The organism is Devosia sp. GW821-FHT12F11, assembly GCF_058806655.1.
In genome coordinates this window covers 561,072-577,347 of record NZ_JBXAPX010000001.1, presented here as the reverse complement: position 1 = coordinate 577,347, position 16,276 = coordinate 561,072, and the positions used below count along the sequence as shown (strand labels likewise).

The following is a 16,276-nucleotide window of genomic DNA, read 5'->3' as shown; positions in this document are numbered from 1 at the left end:
TGACAAGCTCGTGGGCACAACGTCAAGCTATCGGTGCAGCGACAGTTCCCGAGCCCATGGCCACCCTCCTCGTCTCCCAGCCCAATTTCGAAAGCCACGCTACCCCCACCGGGCACCCCGAACGGCCCGACCGCATCCGGGCGGTCGAGGAAGCGCTGAGCGCCGACCGCTTCGCGCGGCTCATCCGCCGCGAGGCGCCGTCCGGCGACCTGACGCTGGCCGAGCTGGTGCATGACGCCAACTACCTGAGCATCCTCACCCGAGCCCGGCCGGCCGAGGGGATCGGCCAGATCGACGAGGACACCTTCATCTCGTCGCGCTCGCTGGAAGCGGCGTCGACAGCGCTCGGCGGCGGGCTCGCCGCGCTCGAGGCGGTGGCGCTGGGCGAAGTGCGCAACGCCTTCTGCGCCGTCCGCCCGCCCGGCCACCACGCCGAGATCGACCGGCCGATGGGCTTCTGCCTGATCAACTCGATCGCCGTGGTGGCGCGCGAGGCGCAGCGCAAGTTCGGGGCCGAGCGGGTGGCGATCGTCGATTTCGACGTCCATCACGGCAATGGCACCGAGGACATCTTCAAGGCCGATCCGACGGTATTCTACGCCTCGAGCCACCAGATGCCGCTCTACCCCGGCACAGGCTCGCCGAGCTTCACCGGCGTCGGCAATATCTGCAACGCCGCGCTACCGGCCGGGAGCGGCGGCGTGGAAATGCGGGCGGCCTATACCGACCGGATCCTGCCGGCGCTGGAGGCGTTCCGGCCGGACTTCCTTTTGGTCTCGGCCGGGTTCGATGCCGACTATCGCGATCCGCTCGCCGGGCTCAACTGGCACCCCGAGGATTTTGCCTGGGTCACCGAGCGGCTGGTGGATGTCGCCGCGCGGGTGTGCGAGGGACGGCTGGTGTCGATGCTCGAAGGCGGCTACGACCGGCACGGCCTCGCCACCGGGGCCGCCGCGCATGTTGAAATGTTGATGGCCGCAAGCTAGCAACGAGGCCCATCGAAGGAACTGCCATGTCCGATTCCCCCGCTATTGCCGACGACATCAAGCTGATGAGCTTCGAGGCGGCGTTGCGCGAACTCGAGGGTATCGTCGGCAAGCTCGAGAGCGGCCAGGCGCCGCTGGCCGAGTCGATCGCCATCTACGAGCGCGGCGAAGCGCTGAAGACCCATTGCGAGGCGCTGCTCAAGCAGGCGGAGATGCGGATCGAAAAGATCACGCTGCGCAACGGCCAGCCCACCGGCACCGAACCGCTCGACCCGCAGTAAGCCTTCACGCCTCGGTGACTACGCGACAATGACGCGCGCCAAGCGCTGCCGGCTGGCGCTATAAGGCGCCAACGCATCTGGGCAAGGCACAAATGGCCGACACTTCCTCACCGGCGCTGGCGCGCTTCCGCATCATCCTCTGGACGCTGGTGGTGGTCGCCGCGCTCGGCGCCACGGCTTTGTTCATCTTCCGGCCGCCCTCAGCGCCACTCGGCGTCACCGGCAAGCCGTTCACCATGGAATCGACGCTTGGCGGCGAGTTCAGCGAAGCGAGCCTGAAGGGCACGCCGAGTCTGGTCTTCTTCGGCTATACCAATTGCCCGGACGTATGCCCAACCACGCTGGCGGAATCAGTGACCTGGAGGGAGCAACTGGGCCTCAGCACCGATCAGCTTCGCACCATCTTCGTCACCGTCGATCCCAAGCGCGACACCAAGGACGTGCTCGCCAATTACCTGAGCCCGTTCCCCGGCACCATTGGGCTGGTCGGCACTGATGCCCAGACCAATGCCGTGAAGGCTTCGTTCGGTGCGGCCTCCGAGACGACCGAGCCCGGCGCCGACGGCTTCTATCTGGTCAATCACACCGCCTCGGTGTTCCTGATCAACAAGGATGGCAATTTCGAAGGCACGATCGCCTATGGCGAGCCCACGGAAACCGCTGTCGCCAAGATCAAGAAGCTCATCGCCTCGTGAGCGAACGCATCCGGCTCGATCAGGCGCTGGAGGCGCGTGGCCTCCTGCCCAGCCGGGCCCGGGCGCGTGACGCCATCCTGCGCGGCACGGTAACCGTCAACGGGGTCGTCGCCAGCAAGCCCAACCAGCAGGTCGGGCCCGACGACAACGTCGCCCTCGACGATCCGGCCGCCGCCTATGTCTCACGCGCCGCACTGAAGCTGGTTGCCGGGCTCGATGCCGGCGCCATCGACCCGGCCGGGCGGGTCTGCCTCGATCTTGGCGCCTCGACCGGCGGCTTCACCCAGGTGCTGCTGGAGCGCGGCGCATCGCGGATCTATGCCGTCGATGTCGGGCACGACCAGCTGCATGAGCGGGTGAAGGCGGACCCGCGGGTCATCTCGCTCGAGGGCGTCAACGGTCGCGACCTGACGGTCGAGCTGATCCCCGAGCCGATCGAACTCATTGTTTCCGACGTGAGTTTCGTTTCGATCCTCAAGGTGATCGATCCGGTGCTGGCGCTTGCTGCTCCGCAGGCCGAGGCGGTGATCCTGATCAAGCCACAGTTCGAGGTCGGCCGCGAGAATGTCGGCAGAGGCGGCATCGTCAGCGATGAGAGCGCGATCGCCGTGGCGGTCGAGCGGGTCATCGCGCATTTTGCCGAAGCCGGTTGGGAGCGGCGGTTTGCCGTAGCCTCGCCGATCGCCGGAGGCGATGGCAATCGTGAGATCGTCGCGGGGTTTCGTCGCCGCGGCTAAGGCGCTTCACCGGTCCGGCGAAACGCCAGGGGTGATGATCTCAGGCGTGCTAGACAGCGTGCTGGCCGAACAGCTTGGCCATGAAGTGCGTATGAGGCGCCGGGCGCGCCTTGAAGCGGTGGCCGCGGACCTCGCGATCGAGCACCCTGACACCGCGACGCGGATCGCGCTCGAATACCAGCCTGGTGTGCGGCGAGATGCCGAGACGCAGTTCGGCGCCACGATCCAGCCGGCGCCGGTCGGGACCGAAATAGTCCTTGGTCTCGATGTAGAGCTGCTCGCCATAGAGCTGGTCGGCCAGCCGCTCGGCCAGTTCGTCGCGCCGCGCCGGCAGGCTGATGACATCATCGAAGCCGAAGCGGACATAGCGCACCACTGTCTCGGCCGCCTGGTCGGCAGTGAACAGGATGACCGGCGAGTAGCAGAGCCGCGAGCTTCGCTCCTCGCGAATGGCGGCGATGGTGTCGATCAGTTCCTCGTCCCGCATGCGGTAGTCGAGGAAGAAGTAGGTGATCGTCGTGCCGGGGTGGCCGGCGTGTGCGGGGCTGTCGAGGCCACAGACCACCTCGCCGAAGCCCAGGTGGTGCGCTGCGGTTTCCAGCGCCAGACTATCGCGCAGATTGGCGGCCATGACGTAAGCGCGGCAGGACTCGAACATCTGATAACCCTCAGCTGTGTCAGTGCGACCGCTTAGTCATCTGGCGCTTACCCGTAGAAATAATCCAGCAAGAGCAATGGCTTACGGCCTACTCCAACAGCAAGCGCCTTGTCGCCTTCGCGGTCAATGCGCACTAGCGCGTGTTCCGCACCGACAATTGTCTGAATTGTAAGTGTCAGCCCGCGGCGCCCTGACGGACAGCCCCGACGGCCTCAGCGAGCTGCCGCGAAAACGCTCTAGTAGCCGATGCCGCCCTCGCGCCCGGTCTGGCCCCGGTGGCGCAGGAAATGGTCGGCCAGCACCACCGCCATCATCGCTTCGCCGATCGGCACTGCCCTGATGCCGACGCAGGGATCGTGCCGGCCCTTGGTGATGACTTCGGTGTTCTCGTTGTGCGTCGTCACCGTCTGGCGCGGCGTGATGATCGACGAGGTCGGCTTGACCGCGAAGCGGCAGACGATCGGATCGCCGTTGGAGATGCCGCCCAGGATACCGCCCGCCTTGTTCGAGGTGAAGTACGGTCCGGCGTTGCCCGCCCGCATCTCGTCGGCATTCTCGGTGCCGGTAAGTTCGGCCGCCTCGAAGCCGGCGCCGACCTCGACGGCCTTCACCGCATTGATCGACATCATCGCCGAGGCGAGGTCGGCGCTGAGCTTGCCGTAGATCGGGGCGCCCCAGCCGGGCGGCACGCCTTCGGCCACCACCTCGATCACCGCGCCCACCGAGTTACCCGCCTTGCGAATGCCATCGAGGTAGACTTCCCACTCCTTGGCGGCGACCGGGTCGGCGCAGAAGAACGGGTTATTGTCGACCTCGGCCCAGTCGAAGCGCGCATAGTCGATCTTGTGCGGCCCGATCTGCACGAGGCTGGCGCGCACCGTGACATCGGGGATCACCAGCCGGGCCACGGCGCCGGCCGCAACGCGTGCCGCGGTTTCACGCGCCGAGGCACGGCCCGAGCCCTTGTAATCACGGATGCCGTATTTCTGGTGGTAAGTGAAATCGGCGTGCCCGGGACGGTATTTGTCCTTGATCTCGGAATAGTCTTTCGAGCGCTGGTCGGTGTTCTCGATCATGAGCGAGATCGGCGTGCCGGTGGTCTTCAACTGCCCGTCGCGCTCGTCCTCGAAGGCGCCGGAGAGGATGCGCACCTGGTCGTCCTCGCGCCGCTGCGTGGTGAAGCGCGACTGGCCGGGCTTGCGCCGATCGAGATCGCGCTGGATCACCTCGGCCGAGATCGGCAGCCCCGGCGGGCAGCCATCCACCACCACGCCCAGCGCCGGCCCGTGGCTTTCGCCCCAGGTGGTGAAACGGAACAGGTGACCGAAGGTATTGAAGCTCATGAGGGTGCCCCGAAGTTATGGGCGTTCTAGGGGCTAGAGGCGGCCGGGGTCAATCGCGCCTTATTTCATCGTAGACACTGTCCCGCATGCCGACCGTGATGACGACGATCAATACCTGACCATCACGCACCTCATAGACCAGCCGATAGCCGACTGCCTTGAGCTATATCTTGTAGCGGGGGCCGGGCCAGCGACCGCGGAGGCGGGCTGAGAGCCCATGCGGTTCCTCGACAGGCCGCGCGATGACCGCCTGCTACCTACAAGAGACGTCAATCGAGGCCTCGCTGCGGCGGCTCACGCGTCATCGCCCAGCGTCTTGCTCAGGACAACGCTGCGATAATTGGTGTGTTGCCACTGCGTGTGCTCGATGAAGCGGTAGCCGAGCCGGGTGTACCAGTCGACGAGATGCACGGCTGGCTCTGCCGTGTCGAGCGCCAGTTCCCGAGCACCGGACGCAGCGGCGCGTTCTTCGACATGCGCAATAAGCCGGCGGCCGAGGCCATTGCTCTGCAGGCCCGGTTCTACGGCGAACTGGCCGAACGAAGCGACATCTGGCTGGTCGTACCAGGGGCTGCCATTGGTTCGGGACACATCGCGGAACAGAATGGTGCCACAGATCACCCTATCGGCAACCGCGACGAAGCACTCGCCTTGCCCGATCCGCTTCTCAGTGACTTCGGCACTCTGGTGCGTTGCCCAGAAGCGCAGCCCCATGGCGGCGAGACGCGCATAGGCGCGGTGCAGCAACTCGGTCAGTTCAGCCGCCGAGTCCGTCTCGAGCCAGGGCCGGATCGAGATGTTGTCCATGCGCGCTCTCAATCCGTCCGTCGAAGGTATGGCCGCATCACGCGCGCCATGTCGCCGGCCATCTCGATGCGGCGGATCCACTGCAGCGGATCGTGGTCATAGCTGTCGGCCGCAGCGCCGTACTCGTCGATGGTCCGATAGGTGAGGCCATGCGCCGCAGCGTAGCCGACACGATGGCCGCGCTGCTCGGCCAGCAGCGGCCATTCAACATCGTTGGCGATGGTGTCGATGCGGCTATGGGCGACAATGTCACCGGCCGCCTTCCGGTCCATGCGGCGCACGGCAAACAGCAGGTCGGCGGTACGTCCGGTCAGCAGCTCATAGGCGCGATTGACCGGTGTCTCGGTGTCGCGCAGCCGCTGCGGCACCGCTGCCATCGCCTCGGCGGTGCGGCCGATGATGAGGAGTTGCGCCTCGGGTTGCGCCGACAGCACCTCGTACATCTCGCTGCGGTCGGCATCGATCCAGCGCAATACATGGTCCATGTCGGAATAGAGCACGCGCTCGGCATCGCCTTGGAGCGCCAGCCCCACCGCGTTGCGCCGCGCCAGCCCGATGATCGCTTCGCCGGTCGGATGCGAGGCGACGCTGGCGCCGAGCGCTTCGCGCAGCGCCGCGGCGACGCGCGGGTCGGTGGCTTCGGTCAGGCTCGCGGCAAAGCCGGAGAACATCCGGCGCAGCTCGGGGGCAGCGGCGCGGATCGGCTCGACGAGCCGGCCTTCAATGTCATGGATGATGGTAGCGAATGCAGTCGACATCCGCCCGCTCTCAATCGTCCCAGCTGTGGCCGGCCGGGTAGACGACGCTCTTGCCGTCGATGAAGTGCACCACCGAATCCTGCGGCGGGAACCAGTTCACGGCGCGCTCGGCCGGAAAATCCTCGATCAGGCGGCGAAGAATCCTGAGGATGCCGCCATGCGCCACGATGATCGCCGGCCCGTTGAGCGTGTCGGTGGCGAAGCTTCGGATGCGCTGCGCCACATCCTCATAGCTCTCGCCCGAGGGCGGGCGGAAATTCCAGAAGCCGGCATCGCGCTCGCCGGCAATCGCCATCTCGCCGGAACTGAGCTCGGTATGGAGCCGACCTTCGTAGATGCCGAACGACACCTCGACCAGCCGCTGATCGAAGGCCACTTCGGGCAGCGGCACGGTGAAGGCCGAGCGGACGCGCTGCATGGTCTCGCGGGTGCGGCCGAGCGGCGAGGCGTGCCAGGTGAAATCGGCCGGGCTGCGACCGGCTCGATCGAGGATCTGCACCAGGAGCTTGCCGTTGAGATCGGCCTGGCCGCGACCGATATCGTTGAGCGGGATGTCCTTGGACCCCTGATAGCGCCCCTCGGCGTTCCAGTCGGTTTCGCCGTGACGGATGAAATACAGTTCAGGCCAGGTGATGGGCATTGTCGACGCTCGGAAACGAAAGGGGCCGCCCTGCGGCAGCCCCGGGATAGATCAGGCGGTGGGCGCGGCGGCGTCGGCTTCATCGTCGACATGCATGCCGATGATGTTGAAGCCGCAATCGACATACTGCACCTGGCCGGTGACGCCCGAAGCGAGGTCGCTGAGCAGGTAGAGCGCGGCTGAGCCGACTTCTTCCTGGGTGACGTTGCGTTTCAGCGGCGCCGCCTTCTCCTGGAAGTGCAGCATGGTGCGGAGCCCCGAGATGCCCGAGGCCGCCAGCGTCTTGATGGCGCCGGCCGAGATGGCGTTGACGCGGATGTTCTGCGACCCGAGGTCATGCGCGAGGTAGCGCACCGAAGCCTCGAGGGCGGCCTTGGCGACGCCCATGACGTTGTAGTTCGGCACGTATTTCTCGGCGCCGTAATAGGTCAGCGTCAGCAGCGAACCGCCCGGGTTCAGCATCGCCTCGGCGCGCTTGGCGACGGCGGTGAACGAATAGACCGAGATGTTCATGGTCAGCGCGAAGTTCTCGGCGCTGGTGTTGATATAGCGGCCCTCGAGCTCGTCCTTGTTGGAAAAGCCGATGGCGTGGACGAGGAAATCCATCGTCCCCCACTTCTCCTTGAGCACACGGAAGGTCTCATCCATCGCCGCGTCGTTCGACACGTCGCACTCGACCAGCGTGGTGACGCCGATCTCGGCGGCGAGCGGCTCGACGCGCTTCTTCAGCGCCTCGCCCTGGTAGGAGAAGGCGATCTCGGCGCCCTGGTCGGCGAGGGCCTTGGCAATGCCCCAGGCGATCGAGCGGTTGTTCGCCACGCCCATGATCAGGCCCTTTTTGCCGGCCATCAGACCCTGCGCCATCGTCGTGCTCCGTATTGGATGTCTCGTTGGGCCGCTTGTCGCATAGCGACCCGACAGGGGCAAGTTCGCCCTTGCGCCATACGGGCCCGGGGCTATCTTCCCGGGCCATGACCACGCTCACGCCCAAAGACATCGTCCGCGCCCTGAAGCCTCTGGTCGGCGACGGCGGGGCGCTGATAGCCGACGCCGGCGAGATGACGAGTTATCTGACCGAGCCGCGGAAGCGATTCCACGTGCCGGCGGTGGCGGTGGCGCTGCCGGGGAGCGTCGCGGCGCTGCAGGCGATCTGCCGCTGGGCCAACCAGCACCGCGTGGCGCTGATCCCGCAGAGCGGCAATACCGGGCTGGTCGGCGGCCAGGTGCCGCTCAGCGGCAACGAGGTGATCGTCAACCTTTCCCGCATCAACCGGGTGCGCGAGGTGAACGCCGCGGCCGGGCACATGACGGTGGAAGCCGGACTGATCCTCGAAGAGGCGCACAAGGTGGCGGAAGCGGCCGGCGCGATCTTCCCGCTGTGGCTCGCGTCGCAGGGCTCGGCCCGCATCGGCGGCGTCTTGAGCTCCAATGCGGGCGGCGTGCAGGTCTTGGCCTATGGCAACGCGCGCGAGCTGACGCTGGGCGTCGAAGCGGTGCTGGCGGACGGGCGGCTCTACAACGGGCTCAATGCGCTCAAGAAGGACAATACCGGCTACGACCTCAAGGACCTCCTGGTCGGGGCCGAAGGCACGCTGGGCTTCATTACCGCGGCGACGGTAAAGCTGTTCCCGATCCCCGAGGCGCAGGAGACGGCGCTGATCAATGTGGCCGATCCAGGCGTGGCGCTCGAACTGTTCTACCTGCTGCGCGAGCGGGCCGGCTCGCGGCTCACCGCGTTCGAGCTGATGAACCGGTTCGGGGTCGACCTGCAGCTCAAGTATGGCCTGTTGCCGCGCGATCCCACCGCCAGCCTCTCGCCCTGGTATGTGCTGGCCGAGGTGAACCGGATGAGGGGCGGGGCGCCGGGCGCGCTGCAGGCGGCGCTCGAAGAGGCGCTCGGCAGCGGCCTCGTCGCCGACGCCGTGGTCGCCGAGTCGGAGGCCGATCGCACCCTGATGTGGGCGGCGCGCGAGCAGATGAGCGAGGTGCAATCGAAAGAAGGCGCCTCGATCAAGCACGACGTCTCGGTGCCGATCGGCGCGGTGCCGCAACTGATCGCCGAGGGCAGCGCCGCGGTGGAACGGGCGATCCCCGGGGTGCGGCCCTGCCCCTTCGGCCACATGGGCGACGGCAATATCCACTTCAACTTCAGCCAGCCTGCCGGCGACGACCCCAAGGCCTTCATGGCGCGCGAGGCCGATGCCAATGCCGCCGTGTACGAAGTGGTGCGCAAGCTCGGCGGCTCGGTCTCGGCCGAGCACGGCATCGGGCAGCTGAAGTCCGCCCTGCTCAGGGCGGTGAAGGACCCGGTGGCGCTCGATATGATGTACGCGATCAAGGCGGCGCTCGACCCCAACGGGATCCTCAACCCGGGTAAGGTGCTTTAGCCAGCTGGAGCGGGTGGGCACCCGGCCCGCTGCGATGGGTGTGGCAGGGCGCCGGCAGCGTGTGGTCGAGCTGCCGGGCCATGTGGTGCCATCAGACGCTCTCAGCGCCTCGGGCACTCGTCGACAAAGCGGCGGCCGTGCCGATCTTCAAACACACATTTGGTGGGCTCGGCGCTTGACCGGCCGAGGAGTGTCCCGGCAATGGCGCCTGTTACCGTGCCAACCGTGGCGCCGACGACCGCGCCGCGGACCGTGCCAGTGGTAGCGCCGCCGATGAGACCGCCGGCGGCAGCGCCGAAACCCGCAGTTCGTTCAGTCGTGCTGCATGCCGACACCGCCATGACCAACGCCAGGAGGACCGCTGCGCCGAGTATCCGTTTCATCTAGTTTTGCTCCTTTCGAAAGCGTCGTTGGTCACAGTGCCAAAGCTACTGGAGGACCCGAACCGAAGAGATGTTGCGGTGCAGCCGCCTGGGCACGGAGGCGGCGTCGGCGTCGATCGTGGTGCAGCCCCGCAGATTTGTCTCCGAGCACAGCTGAACAAATGCCCGGCCGCGAACGCGGATCGAGGCAATGCTGTTGTTCCAGGCGCCCAGCGTAAGCATCGACTTGTCCGCCTCGAGGCAAAAGCTCCGACCGCGGAAATTGGCCGCGTCAAAGAAGCAGGCCTCGCGCAGGGGGCGGACGATGAAGCCTGGGGCGCCGATCCTCTCGAGATGGGCCTCCGAAACCCAGCCGCTGGGACCGTCATGGTTGATCCAGCACCAGCCGTCGTCGCACACATTGATCCGCACCATGTCGCCGCGCAGCAGGACGTCGAGGACTGGATAGCGGGTAGCGGGCCCACCGCGAACATTGAGGTTGGACGTGGTGATAGCCCGGCCGGAGCCCGCACCGTGGGAACTATCCGGCACGATGACACGCCCCTGCTGCGCAAGCGCGGGGACAGCCGGCCCCAGCAGGGACATGGCCAGCACAAGCGCGGTGATCCGAACGAGCTTCACGATCCGATAGTCCTTCCTCTGGAGATTGCCTTTGTCGGCGTCGGACCGCCGCCGATGCTTGTCAGGATGACACCCGACATCGCCACGAGTCCGCGCGCCTGGCTGAGCCCATTCGGACCCTAGCTGCCGCCGCGAACGCCAGGAATGGTGCTGCGTCCCAGTGTCGTGCAGGCAATCCCAGGTCGGGCAAAGGCCAGGGATCGCGACTGTTCACGGCGAACCCGCAAACACCGCGGGCTCCGGAGCATTTGCTCCGGAGCCCGTTTCTGAAAGGGGCGCCCTGCCCCGAGGTCGGGGTGGCACCGCGTAGCTGCTAGTTGGTCGGGAGCGTATTCTTGTAGACCTTGCCGCCCTTCATGATCACCACGAAGTTCGCCGGGTTGGCCACGAGGTTGATGTTGGCGATCGGATCGCCATCGACCAGCAGCAGGTCGGCCAGCGCCCCTTCCTCGACAACGCCGAGCTTGCCTGGATATGGGTTGCGCAGCCCGGTCAACTGCAGCAGCTCGCCATTGGTGCCGGTCGCCATCGCCAGGGCCTCGGCCGGCGTGTACCAGCGCGTCAGCAGCGTGAGCATATGGCCCTGCAATTGCGCCATGGCCGGGGAGAACAGGATGTCCGTGCCGAAGGCGGTCTTGATGCCGTACTGCTTGGCCCAGCCATAGATTCGGTCGGTGCCGGTGATCACCTGCCGCAGCCGCGCGCGACTGGCTTCTGGAAGCGTGACGCCCTCCTCGAAGCTCTCGTCGAACGGCTGGGTCGAAAGCCAGATGCCCTTCTCGGCCATCGCCTTGGCGTCGACCTCGTCCATCAGATGGCCGTGTTCGATGACTTTCACCCCGACAGACAGCGCTCGCTCGATCGCTTCGGGGGTATAGGCGTGCACGGCGACGTAGGTGCCCCAGTTGCTCGCCGCCTCCACCGCGGCCGTCAGTTCGTCGGCAGTGAAGGTCGACGCATCGAGCGGGCTGAACGGCGACGCGACACCGCCGCCCGCCGTCAGCTTGATCTGCGACGCGCCCAGCATCAACTGCTCGCGCGCCCGCATGCGCACCTCGTCCGGACTGTCGGCGATCATCGCCACGCCCAGCTCTTCCATACGGCTCAGTTCACCCGGCCGGCGCGGCAGCTCCCACTGGTGACGGAAATCGCCATGGCCGCTGGTGACGCTGATGATGGCGCCCGACGGATAGATCCGAGGGCCATCGACAAGCCCCTCATCGATGGCCCGCTTCAGCGAGAAGACCGGGCCGCCCATGTCGCGCACGGTGGTGAAGCCACGCATCAGGGTGGCTTTGGCCTCGTCCGCCGCCAGTAGCGTCGTATAGCCGGAATCGTTGTTCAGGCCCTCCTCGGGGGTCGAACGGATGAGCATGGCGTGCCAGTGCGCATCGATCAGCCCCGGCATCAGCGTGCGACCGGCACCCTCGATGACGCTGGCGCCGCTCGCTTCGATCGGAGCGGCGGAGATGGTGGCGATCTTGCCGTCCTCGACCAGCACATTGGTCGGCTCGGTCAGTGCATCACTCTTGCCGTCGAACACCCTTACGTTCTCGAACAGCACGCTGCTGCTTGCCGCGTCCTGCGCCAAGGCGGTGCCCAGACCAAGAATGAGGGTGGCAAGCAGACCGGCTCCTGCCAGCGGCGCTCGCAATCTCGCGCTCGTCCCGGGCTGGAACGGCTTCCGAGCGCGGAGGCTCGGGGGCGTATTTGACGCTTTGGACACTTGCATCTCTCCGTCGTGTTGGTTCCGGCACCTCAGATGACATGGAGCCCGGAGGCTCCATGTCCGCCGGTTGTCAGTTGCGAGTGGCGGTGAAGGTGCGAGGTCTCTCGCCGCGCACGGTCGGGTGATAGGTGCAGCGCAGGGTACGGATGCGCGGCGACTGGCCGACGATGACGCGTCCGATCGCCCCCAGCAGCCCACCGTAGTTCCTGCAATCCATCGAAGCCCGTTCCCAGGCCCGTCCTCGATTGCAGGAGGCGCGCTGCAGGTCGACGAGGATGTCGCGCCCGGACGTCCGCCAGGTCAGGCGGCCGTCGCAGCTCACACCGCCGCCGCGGACTTGATAGGTTCCGCGACGTTCGAGGCAGAACGTGAGCCTGTACGGACCATAGAGGTTCTGGTTGGCACGGAAGCACCCGCTGACGGGAACACCCACCGGATGATCGGGGACCATGACCAGCGGCGTGACATCCTGGGCGAGCACCGCCGGCGACTGGAGCGCCGCAAGCAGCAGAGCGCCGCTGAGCAGCAATTTCATGAAGCGATACATTGGTCTCGTTCCTCCTTGTTAAGCTCGTTCACCGCCGAGCCCGTCGTCCGACGGCGCGCTCAGCTGCGAGCGAGTGACTGGATGGTGCCATTGTGGTCGATGACGCAAAGTGCCTGCCCGGCCGGCAGCTTGACCTCCACTTCAAACGCCGTGCCGGCGGCATTCGGTCGTGAAGCAGTCGGCAGGACGCCATCCGCTGGAGCACCGAAACGGCTGGCTGCCTCGCTGGCGCAGAGCAGTTGCAGGTCGGCCGGCGCCGTCAGCGCGCTGGAGCGGATGGTGGCGGCAGGCGGCGTGGTCGAAGCGCAGGCCGCGGCGGCAAGGAGCAGCGCTGCGATGCCGACGCCCCTGAACATAAACGCAAACGGTGCCATGTGGCCTCCTAGACGCCGCGATAGAGGGCCGCGCCGGACATGAGGACGACGACCTTGGCCCCCACCGCGACCCGGGAGTAGAGATCGGTCACGTCATCGTTGTTGAGCCGGATGCAACCCGACGAGATGTTGAGGCCGATGGACCATGGCTCGGCCGTCCCGTGGATGCGGTAGATCGTGTCCTTGCCGCCCTCGTAGAGGTACATGGCGCGTGCACCGAGCGGGTTGTCGGGGCCGCCCGGCATGCCATTGGCCCATTGTGCAGACTTTGGATCGCGCGCGATCATCTCGGCGGGCGGCGTCCAGGTCGGCCATTCAACCATCCGGCCAATGGCGACGATGCCGGCCCAGCCAAAACCGTCACGTCCGACCCCGATGCCGTAGCGGATCGCCTGGAAATCCGGCTGCACCAGATAGAGGAAATGGCGGTCGCCATCGATGATGAGGGTGCCGGCACGCTCGGCTGTCCTGAACGGAACCAGCTGCCGCTTGAATTCCTCCGGCACGGAGCCGTACGCGGCGTAGTATTGCTGGGCGCGACGCGGGTCATAGTCGATCCACTTCTTCCGCTTCGCATCGTAGATCTGCGAGTAGATGGCCTGCGCCCGGGCCGGCGTTCCGATCAAGCCGGCCGACAGGCCTGCCAGGCCGAGTTTGAGCAACCGGCGCCGTGACGTGCCAACGCTCATTCAAACCACCCGTCTATCCGGGCGCGGTGCTCCGCCAGCCACTGATGCGCCGCATCCTCGGGGGACTTGCGTTCAACCTGCAAGGCGTAGCTCATCCCGGCGATGTCCTCGGGTTCGAACTGAATCCTGCTGAGGATGTCGGCCACTTCGGGGAGTTCGGTCTTCAGTCTCGTGGCGAAGGCGATCGACAACGAGGACGCATCCCAGGCGGTCCCGGCGCGCGAGTGTTCCAGCCAGTCGGGGTCGCCGGCCGGCGCCACGATCTTCCAGGCCGCAGCGTCGAACGCCGGTTCCGCCAGCATGACCACATCGTGAAGGACGAACACGTGGTGGGGCCAATAGCAGTAGAACACTATCGGTTGCGCCAATGCGGCGCTCGCATCGACCGCCGCCATCGCCATGTCTTCCGGCGTTTGCAGAAGTTGCATGGTCTTGTCGTAACCGGCGCTTCTGGCCCTGACCTGCTCCACCTGGGTCGAGAACCAGGTGGCATCGCCGATCCAGAGTTCGCCCCTGCCGTCGTCGTCGGTATCGAAGGCGGCGGCGATATCGGGGTTGGTCAGGTCGGAGACGGCCTTGATGCCGGTTTGATCAATAGCGGCCCGGGTGGCGCAGATGCCTTGCCTGCCGGTGACCGAGTGCGGGCTGACGGTCACCGCAGCACCAACCCGGCTGACGGCGGCGTCGAGGTTTGGCGACCATAGCTCGGGGTAGACGTCGATGTCGCCCTGGGCGATCGAGGTCAGCAAGCCGAGCGAGCCCCGCTCGACATAGATGGGGGTAACTCCGGTGCGCTCGGCCAGCACCTGACCGATGACATAGGCGCTGACCTTGGCGGAGGGCCAGGCGGTCAGGCCGACCACGACCTCCTGGGCGGCGGCCGCGCCGCTCGAGCAGGCGGCGAGGGCCACCAGCAAAGTAGCGCGCATATGGCCCCCGATCCCCAATCGCAGGCAGCGCGCCGCCGGCCGGTTCGGTTGGTCGGTGATGCCGCCTCGCGGGCGGCGGCGTATCGAAATGCACACTGACAACTGTCCACCCGCCCAACCCTGGCGACGCAACAGGCGCCACCGTGACCTGGTCCGGTGACGCCGGAGACAGCGCCGCATCATGCATCGAACGCTACTGTCCGTTGCGAGCGGAAGAAAATAGCCCTCCGTCCCAATCCTGTGCCGTCGGTCCAAGGCGTTGACCGCCGGTGCGACCGCCGCGCGTCAGGCCAGCGCAGCGAAGACTTCGGCCAGGCCGGAAATAGCGCCTGCCGGTGCCCTGTGCGGGGGCCGTGGCCTGGGATGCGCTCGACCTGATCCGTCGTCGCTTCGCTCATTGCGTCATTGATGGAGTCTGCAGGAGGGAGATTGCGGGCCGCTCGGGTTCGGGCAGATCCTCGGCGCATCCCGGTAAAATGGTCGGCGGCGCTAGGAGATCTGTCTGATCACTTCGGCCAGACTGGATGCAGCGCCGACCGGCGCCTTGTAGGGGTGCGGCGCGGGAACCCACTCGGAGCGTGCTTCGGTAGGGCTGTAGCCGAACTGGTGCTTGAACGCCCGGCTGAACTCGGAGGGGTCGTCGAAGCCCCGCTCGCGTGCGATCGCGTAGACCGGCCGGGTATCGCTCGCCGTTGACAGGGCCCGGTGCGCATCCAGCAGCCGCGCCGATCGAATATAGCGTGCGACCCCACCCAGAGGCTCGAACAAGCGATACAGCGAGCTTCGCGACATCCCAAGATAGCGGCAGAGTTCCCTCGTATCGAGGCTCGCCTGGAGCAGGTTGTCACGGATGAACTGCTTTGCCCGCTCCATCTGCGTCGCCTGGATGGCGGGCATGGCCTGCTCCATCGCATTTCGGCTGGGAGCCGCACAGGCGATGACCATATTGCGCGTAGCATCGACCAGCATGGGCAGTTGATCCAGGTCCAGCAGCGGCAGCTGCCGGTACAGCGATCGCAGGTAATCGACCAGCAGCCGGCCGGGACCAGCCGGGAGGTTGGCTCCATGCAACCGATCGAGTTCTGACGCGTGGGGATGGCAGAGGTCGCGCGGAACGACGAGAAACAAGGCATCGATGTCGCTATTGGAGCCATGATCGACGCTGTGCAGCGCACGCGCCTGACAGCCGCCGGCCCCCGCGACCGCGGCATCAGCAACGATGGTACCGCTCGAGGGAGCGAGCAAGGTCCAGTGATCGAACCCATCGGCGCGAAGCAGACGATCATCGCGCGTGAAAACGCTGGCCTGGCTCGTCGCGCGGGCCAGTACCAGGGAGCCCAGGTTCCAGGCCGTGATCCGGCCCAGATAGCCCAGTTCCCGACTGCGCCGAGGCTCAATCGAAAAGAATGGCACAATCGACTGCCAAGCTTCGGCCTGGAGTTCCGGCACAACATCCGCTGTCGTAAAGGCGTGCCGTGGAACATGCGCCGTTAGATTTGTGATCGCATGGTTCATTGCTGCACTCTCGCCGCCCAAGTAGTATCCAGCAACTTCAGAATGCCCGAGTGGCAGCCCCACTGCAAGTGCCGGCTCGGTAGTCGGTTTTTATCTATCTTTTCTAATGTACACTTTCGTACATTCGCATCTGATGCATGTGTTCTTGACGTTCTTCCACCACCGGCCGAACGGCTAAGCATTACCTGCTCCGGGTG

19 protein-coding genes are annotated in these 16,276 nt (G+C 66.2%); 5 read left to right on the top strand and 14 right to left on the bottom strand.

Annotated features, from left to right (window positions below; all coding sequences use genetic code 11):
- Positions 1 to 56: 56 nt before the first annotated feature.
- From AC1ROK_RS02965 to AC1ROK_RS02950, 4 genes are all read left to right on the top strand, one after another.
- The gene (locus tag AC1ROK_RS02965; RefSeq protein WP_492843675.1) at positions 57 to 986 is read left to right on the top strand and encodes a histone deacetylase family protein; all 930 of its coding nucleotides are present in this window, start codon (positions 57 to 59) and stop codon (positions 984 to 986) included.
- Between the two features lie 26 nt (positions 987 to 1,012).
- A complete protein-coding gene (locus AC1ROK_RS02960; RefSeq protein WP_492843673.1) occupies positions 1,013 to 1,267 on the top strand; it encodes an exodeoxyribonuclease VII small subunit in 255 nt (84 codons plus the stop codon).
- Between the two features lie 92 nt (positions 1,268 to 1,359).
- Entirely contained in the window at positions 1,360 to 1,962 is a 603-nt protein-coding gene (locus AC1ROK_RS02955; RefSeq protein ID WP_492843671.1) for an SCO family protein, read from the top strand.
- Positions 1,959 to 2,699 carry a TlyA family RNA methyltransferase gene (locus AC1ROK_RS02950; protein ID WP_492843669.1) on the top strand — a complete coding sequence of 247 codons (741 nt, stop codon included), beginning with the start codon at positions 1,959 to 1,961 and terminating at the stop codon, positions 2,697 to 2,699. The genes AC1ROK_RS02955 and AC1ROK_RS02950 overlap by 4 nt, the downstream gene beginning before the upstream one ends.
- Before the next feature lie 49 nt (positions 2,700 to 2,748).
- Here the strand turns inward: AC1ROK_RS02950 and AC1ROK_RS02945 are convergent, their stop codons facing one another.
- The 6 genes from AC1ROK_RS02945 to AC1ROK_RS02920 form a co-directional block, all read right to left on the bottom strand.
- The gene (locus AC1ROK_RS02945) at positions 2,749 to 3,357 is read right to left on the bottom strand and encodes a response regulator (RefSeq protein ID WP_492843667.1); all 609 of its coding nucleotides are present in this window, start codon (positions 3,355 to 3,357) and stop codon (positions 2,749 to 2,751) included.
- Positions 3,358 to 3,593: 236 nt separating this feature from the next.
- Positions 3,594 to 4,700 (bottom strand): chorismate synthase, encoded by a 1,107-nt coding sequence (gene aroC / locus AC1ROK_RS02940; protein ID WP_492843665.1) that lies wholly within the window; start codon positions 4,698 to 4,700, stop codon positions 3,594 to 3,596.
- A 294-nt stretch (positions 4,701 to 4,994) separates the two neighbouring features.
- Positions 4,995 to 5,507, bottom strand: a complete 513-nt coding sequence (locus tag AC1ROK_RS02935) for a GNAT family N-acetyltransferase (RefSeq protein WP_492843663.1) — start codon at positions 5,505 to 5,507, stop codon at positions 4,995 to 4,997.
- 8 nt (positions 5,508 to 5,515) lie between these two features.
- Positions 5,516 to 6,265, bottom strand: a complete 750-nt coding sequence (locus AC1ROK_RS02930) for a hypothetical protein (protein WP_492843661.1) — start codon at positions 6,263 to 6,265, stop codon at positions 5,516 to 5,518.
- A 10-nt stretch (positions 6,266 to 6,275) separates the two neighbouring features.
- Positions 6,276 to 6,905 carry a histidine phosphatase family protein gene (locus AC1ROK_RS02925; protein WP_492843659.1) on the bottom strand — a complete coding sequence of 210 codons (630 nt, stop codon included), beginning with the start codon at positions 6,903 to 6,905 and terminating at the stop codon, positions 6,276 to 6,278.
- A 51-nt stretch (positions 6,906 to 6,956) separates the two neighbouring features.
- On the bottom strand, positions 6,957 to 7,769 hold the full coding sequence (locus AC1ROK_RS02920; protein ID WP_492843657.1) for an enoyl-ACP reductase FabI: 813 nt from the start codon (positions 7,767 to 7,769) through the stop codon (positions 6,957 to 6,959).
- 107 nt (positions 7,770 to 7,876) lie between these two features.
- On the opposite strand from AC1ROK_RS02920, the gene AC1ROK_RS02915 reads away from it, so the two are divergent.
- Entirely contained in the window at positions 7,877 to 9,292 is a 1,416-nt protein-coding gene (locus tag AC1ROK_RS02915; protein WP_492843655.1) for an FAD-binding oxidoreductase, read from the top strand.
- A gap of 101 nt (positions 9,293 to 9,393) precedes the next feature.
- Here AC1ROK_RS02915 and AC1ROK_RS02910 read toward each other — a convergent pair whose 3' ends face one another.
- The 8 genes from AC1ROK_RS02910 to AC1ROK_RS02875 all read right to left on the bottom strand — a co-directional run bounded on the left by AC1ROK_RS02910 (position 9,394) and on the right by AC1ROK_RS02875 (position 16,079).
- Positions 9,394 to 9,675: a YMGG-like glycine zipper-containing protein gene (locus AC1ROK_RS02910; protein ID WP_492843653.1), complete on the bottom strand. Its 282-nt coding sequence runs from the start codon at positions 9,673 to 9,675 to the stop codon at positions 9,394 to 9,396.
- Between the two features lie 45 nt (positions 9,676 to 9,720).
- The gene (locus tag AC1ROK_RS02905) at positions 9,721 to 10,296 is read right to left on the bottom strand and encodes an SH3 domain-containing protein (protein WP_492843651.1); all 576 of its coding nucleotides are present in this window, start codon (positions 10,294 to 10,296) and stop codon (positions 9,721 to 9,723) included.
- 313 nt (positions 10,297 to 10,609) lie between these two features.
- Positions 10,610 to 11,950: a metal-dependent hydrolase family protein gene (locus tag AC1ROK_RS02900; protein ID WP_492843649.1), complete on the bottom strand. Its 1,341-nt coding sequence runs from the start codon at positions 11,948 to 11,950 to the stop codon at positions 10,610 to 10,612.
- A 145-nt stretch (positions 11,951 to 12,095) separates the two neighbouring features.
- Positions 12,096 to 12,572 (bottom strand): hypothetical protein, encoded by a 477-nt coding sequence (locus AC1ROK_RS02895; RefSeq protein ID WP_492843647.1) that lies wholly within the window; start codon positions 12,570 to 12,572, stop codon positions 12,096 to 12,098.
- Between the two features lie 59 nt (positions 12,573 to 12,631).
- A complete protein-coding gene (locus AC1ROK_RS02890; RefSeq protein WP_492843645.1) occupies positions 12,632 to 12,946 on the bottom strand; it encodes a hypothetical protein in 315 nt (104 codons plus the stop codon).
- A gap of 8 nt (positions 12,947 to 12,954) precedes the next feature.
- On the bottom strand, positions 12,955 to 13,635 hold the full coding sequence (locus AC1ROK_RS02885) for a L,D-transpeptidase (RefSeq protein ID WP_492843643.1): 681 nt from the start codon (positions 13,633 to 13,635) through the stop codon (positions 12,955 to 12,957).
- Positions 13,632 to 14,564 carry an ABC transporter substrate-binding protein gene (locus AC1ROK_RS02880; RefSeq protein WP_492843641.1) on the bottom strand — a complete coding sequence of 311 codons (933 nt, stop codon included), beginning with the start codon at positions 14,562 to 14,564 and terminating at the stop codon, positions 13,632 to 13,634. The genes AC1ROK_RS02885 and AC1ROK_RS02880 overlap by 4 nt, the downstream gene beginning before the upstream one ends.
- Before the next feature lie 489 nt (positions 14,565 to 15,053).
- Positions 15,054 to 16,079, bottom strand: coding sequence for a helix-turn-helix domain-containing protein (locus AC1ROK_RS02875; protein ID WP_492843639.1), 1,026 nt, complete (start codon positions 16,077 to 16,079; stop codon positions 15,054 to 15,056).
- Positions 16,080 to 16,276: the final 197 nt, after the last annotated feature.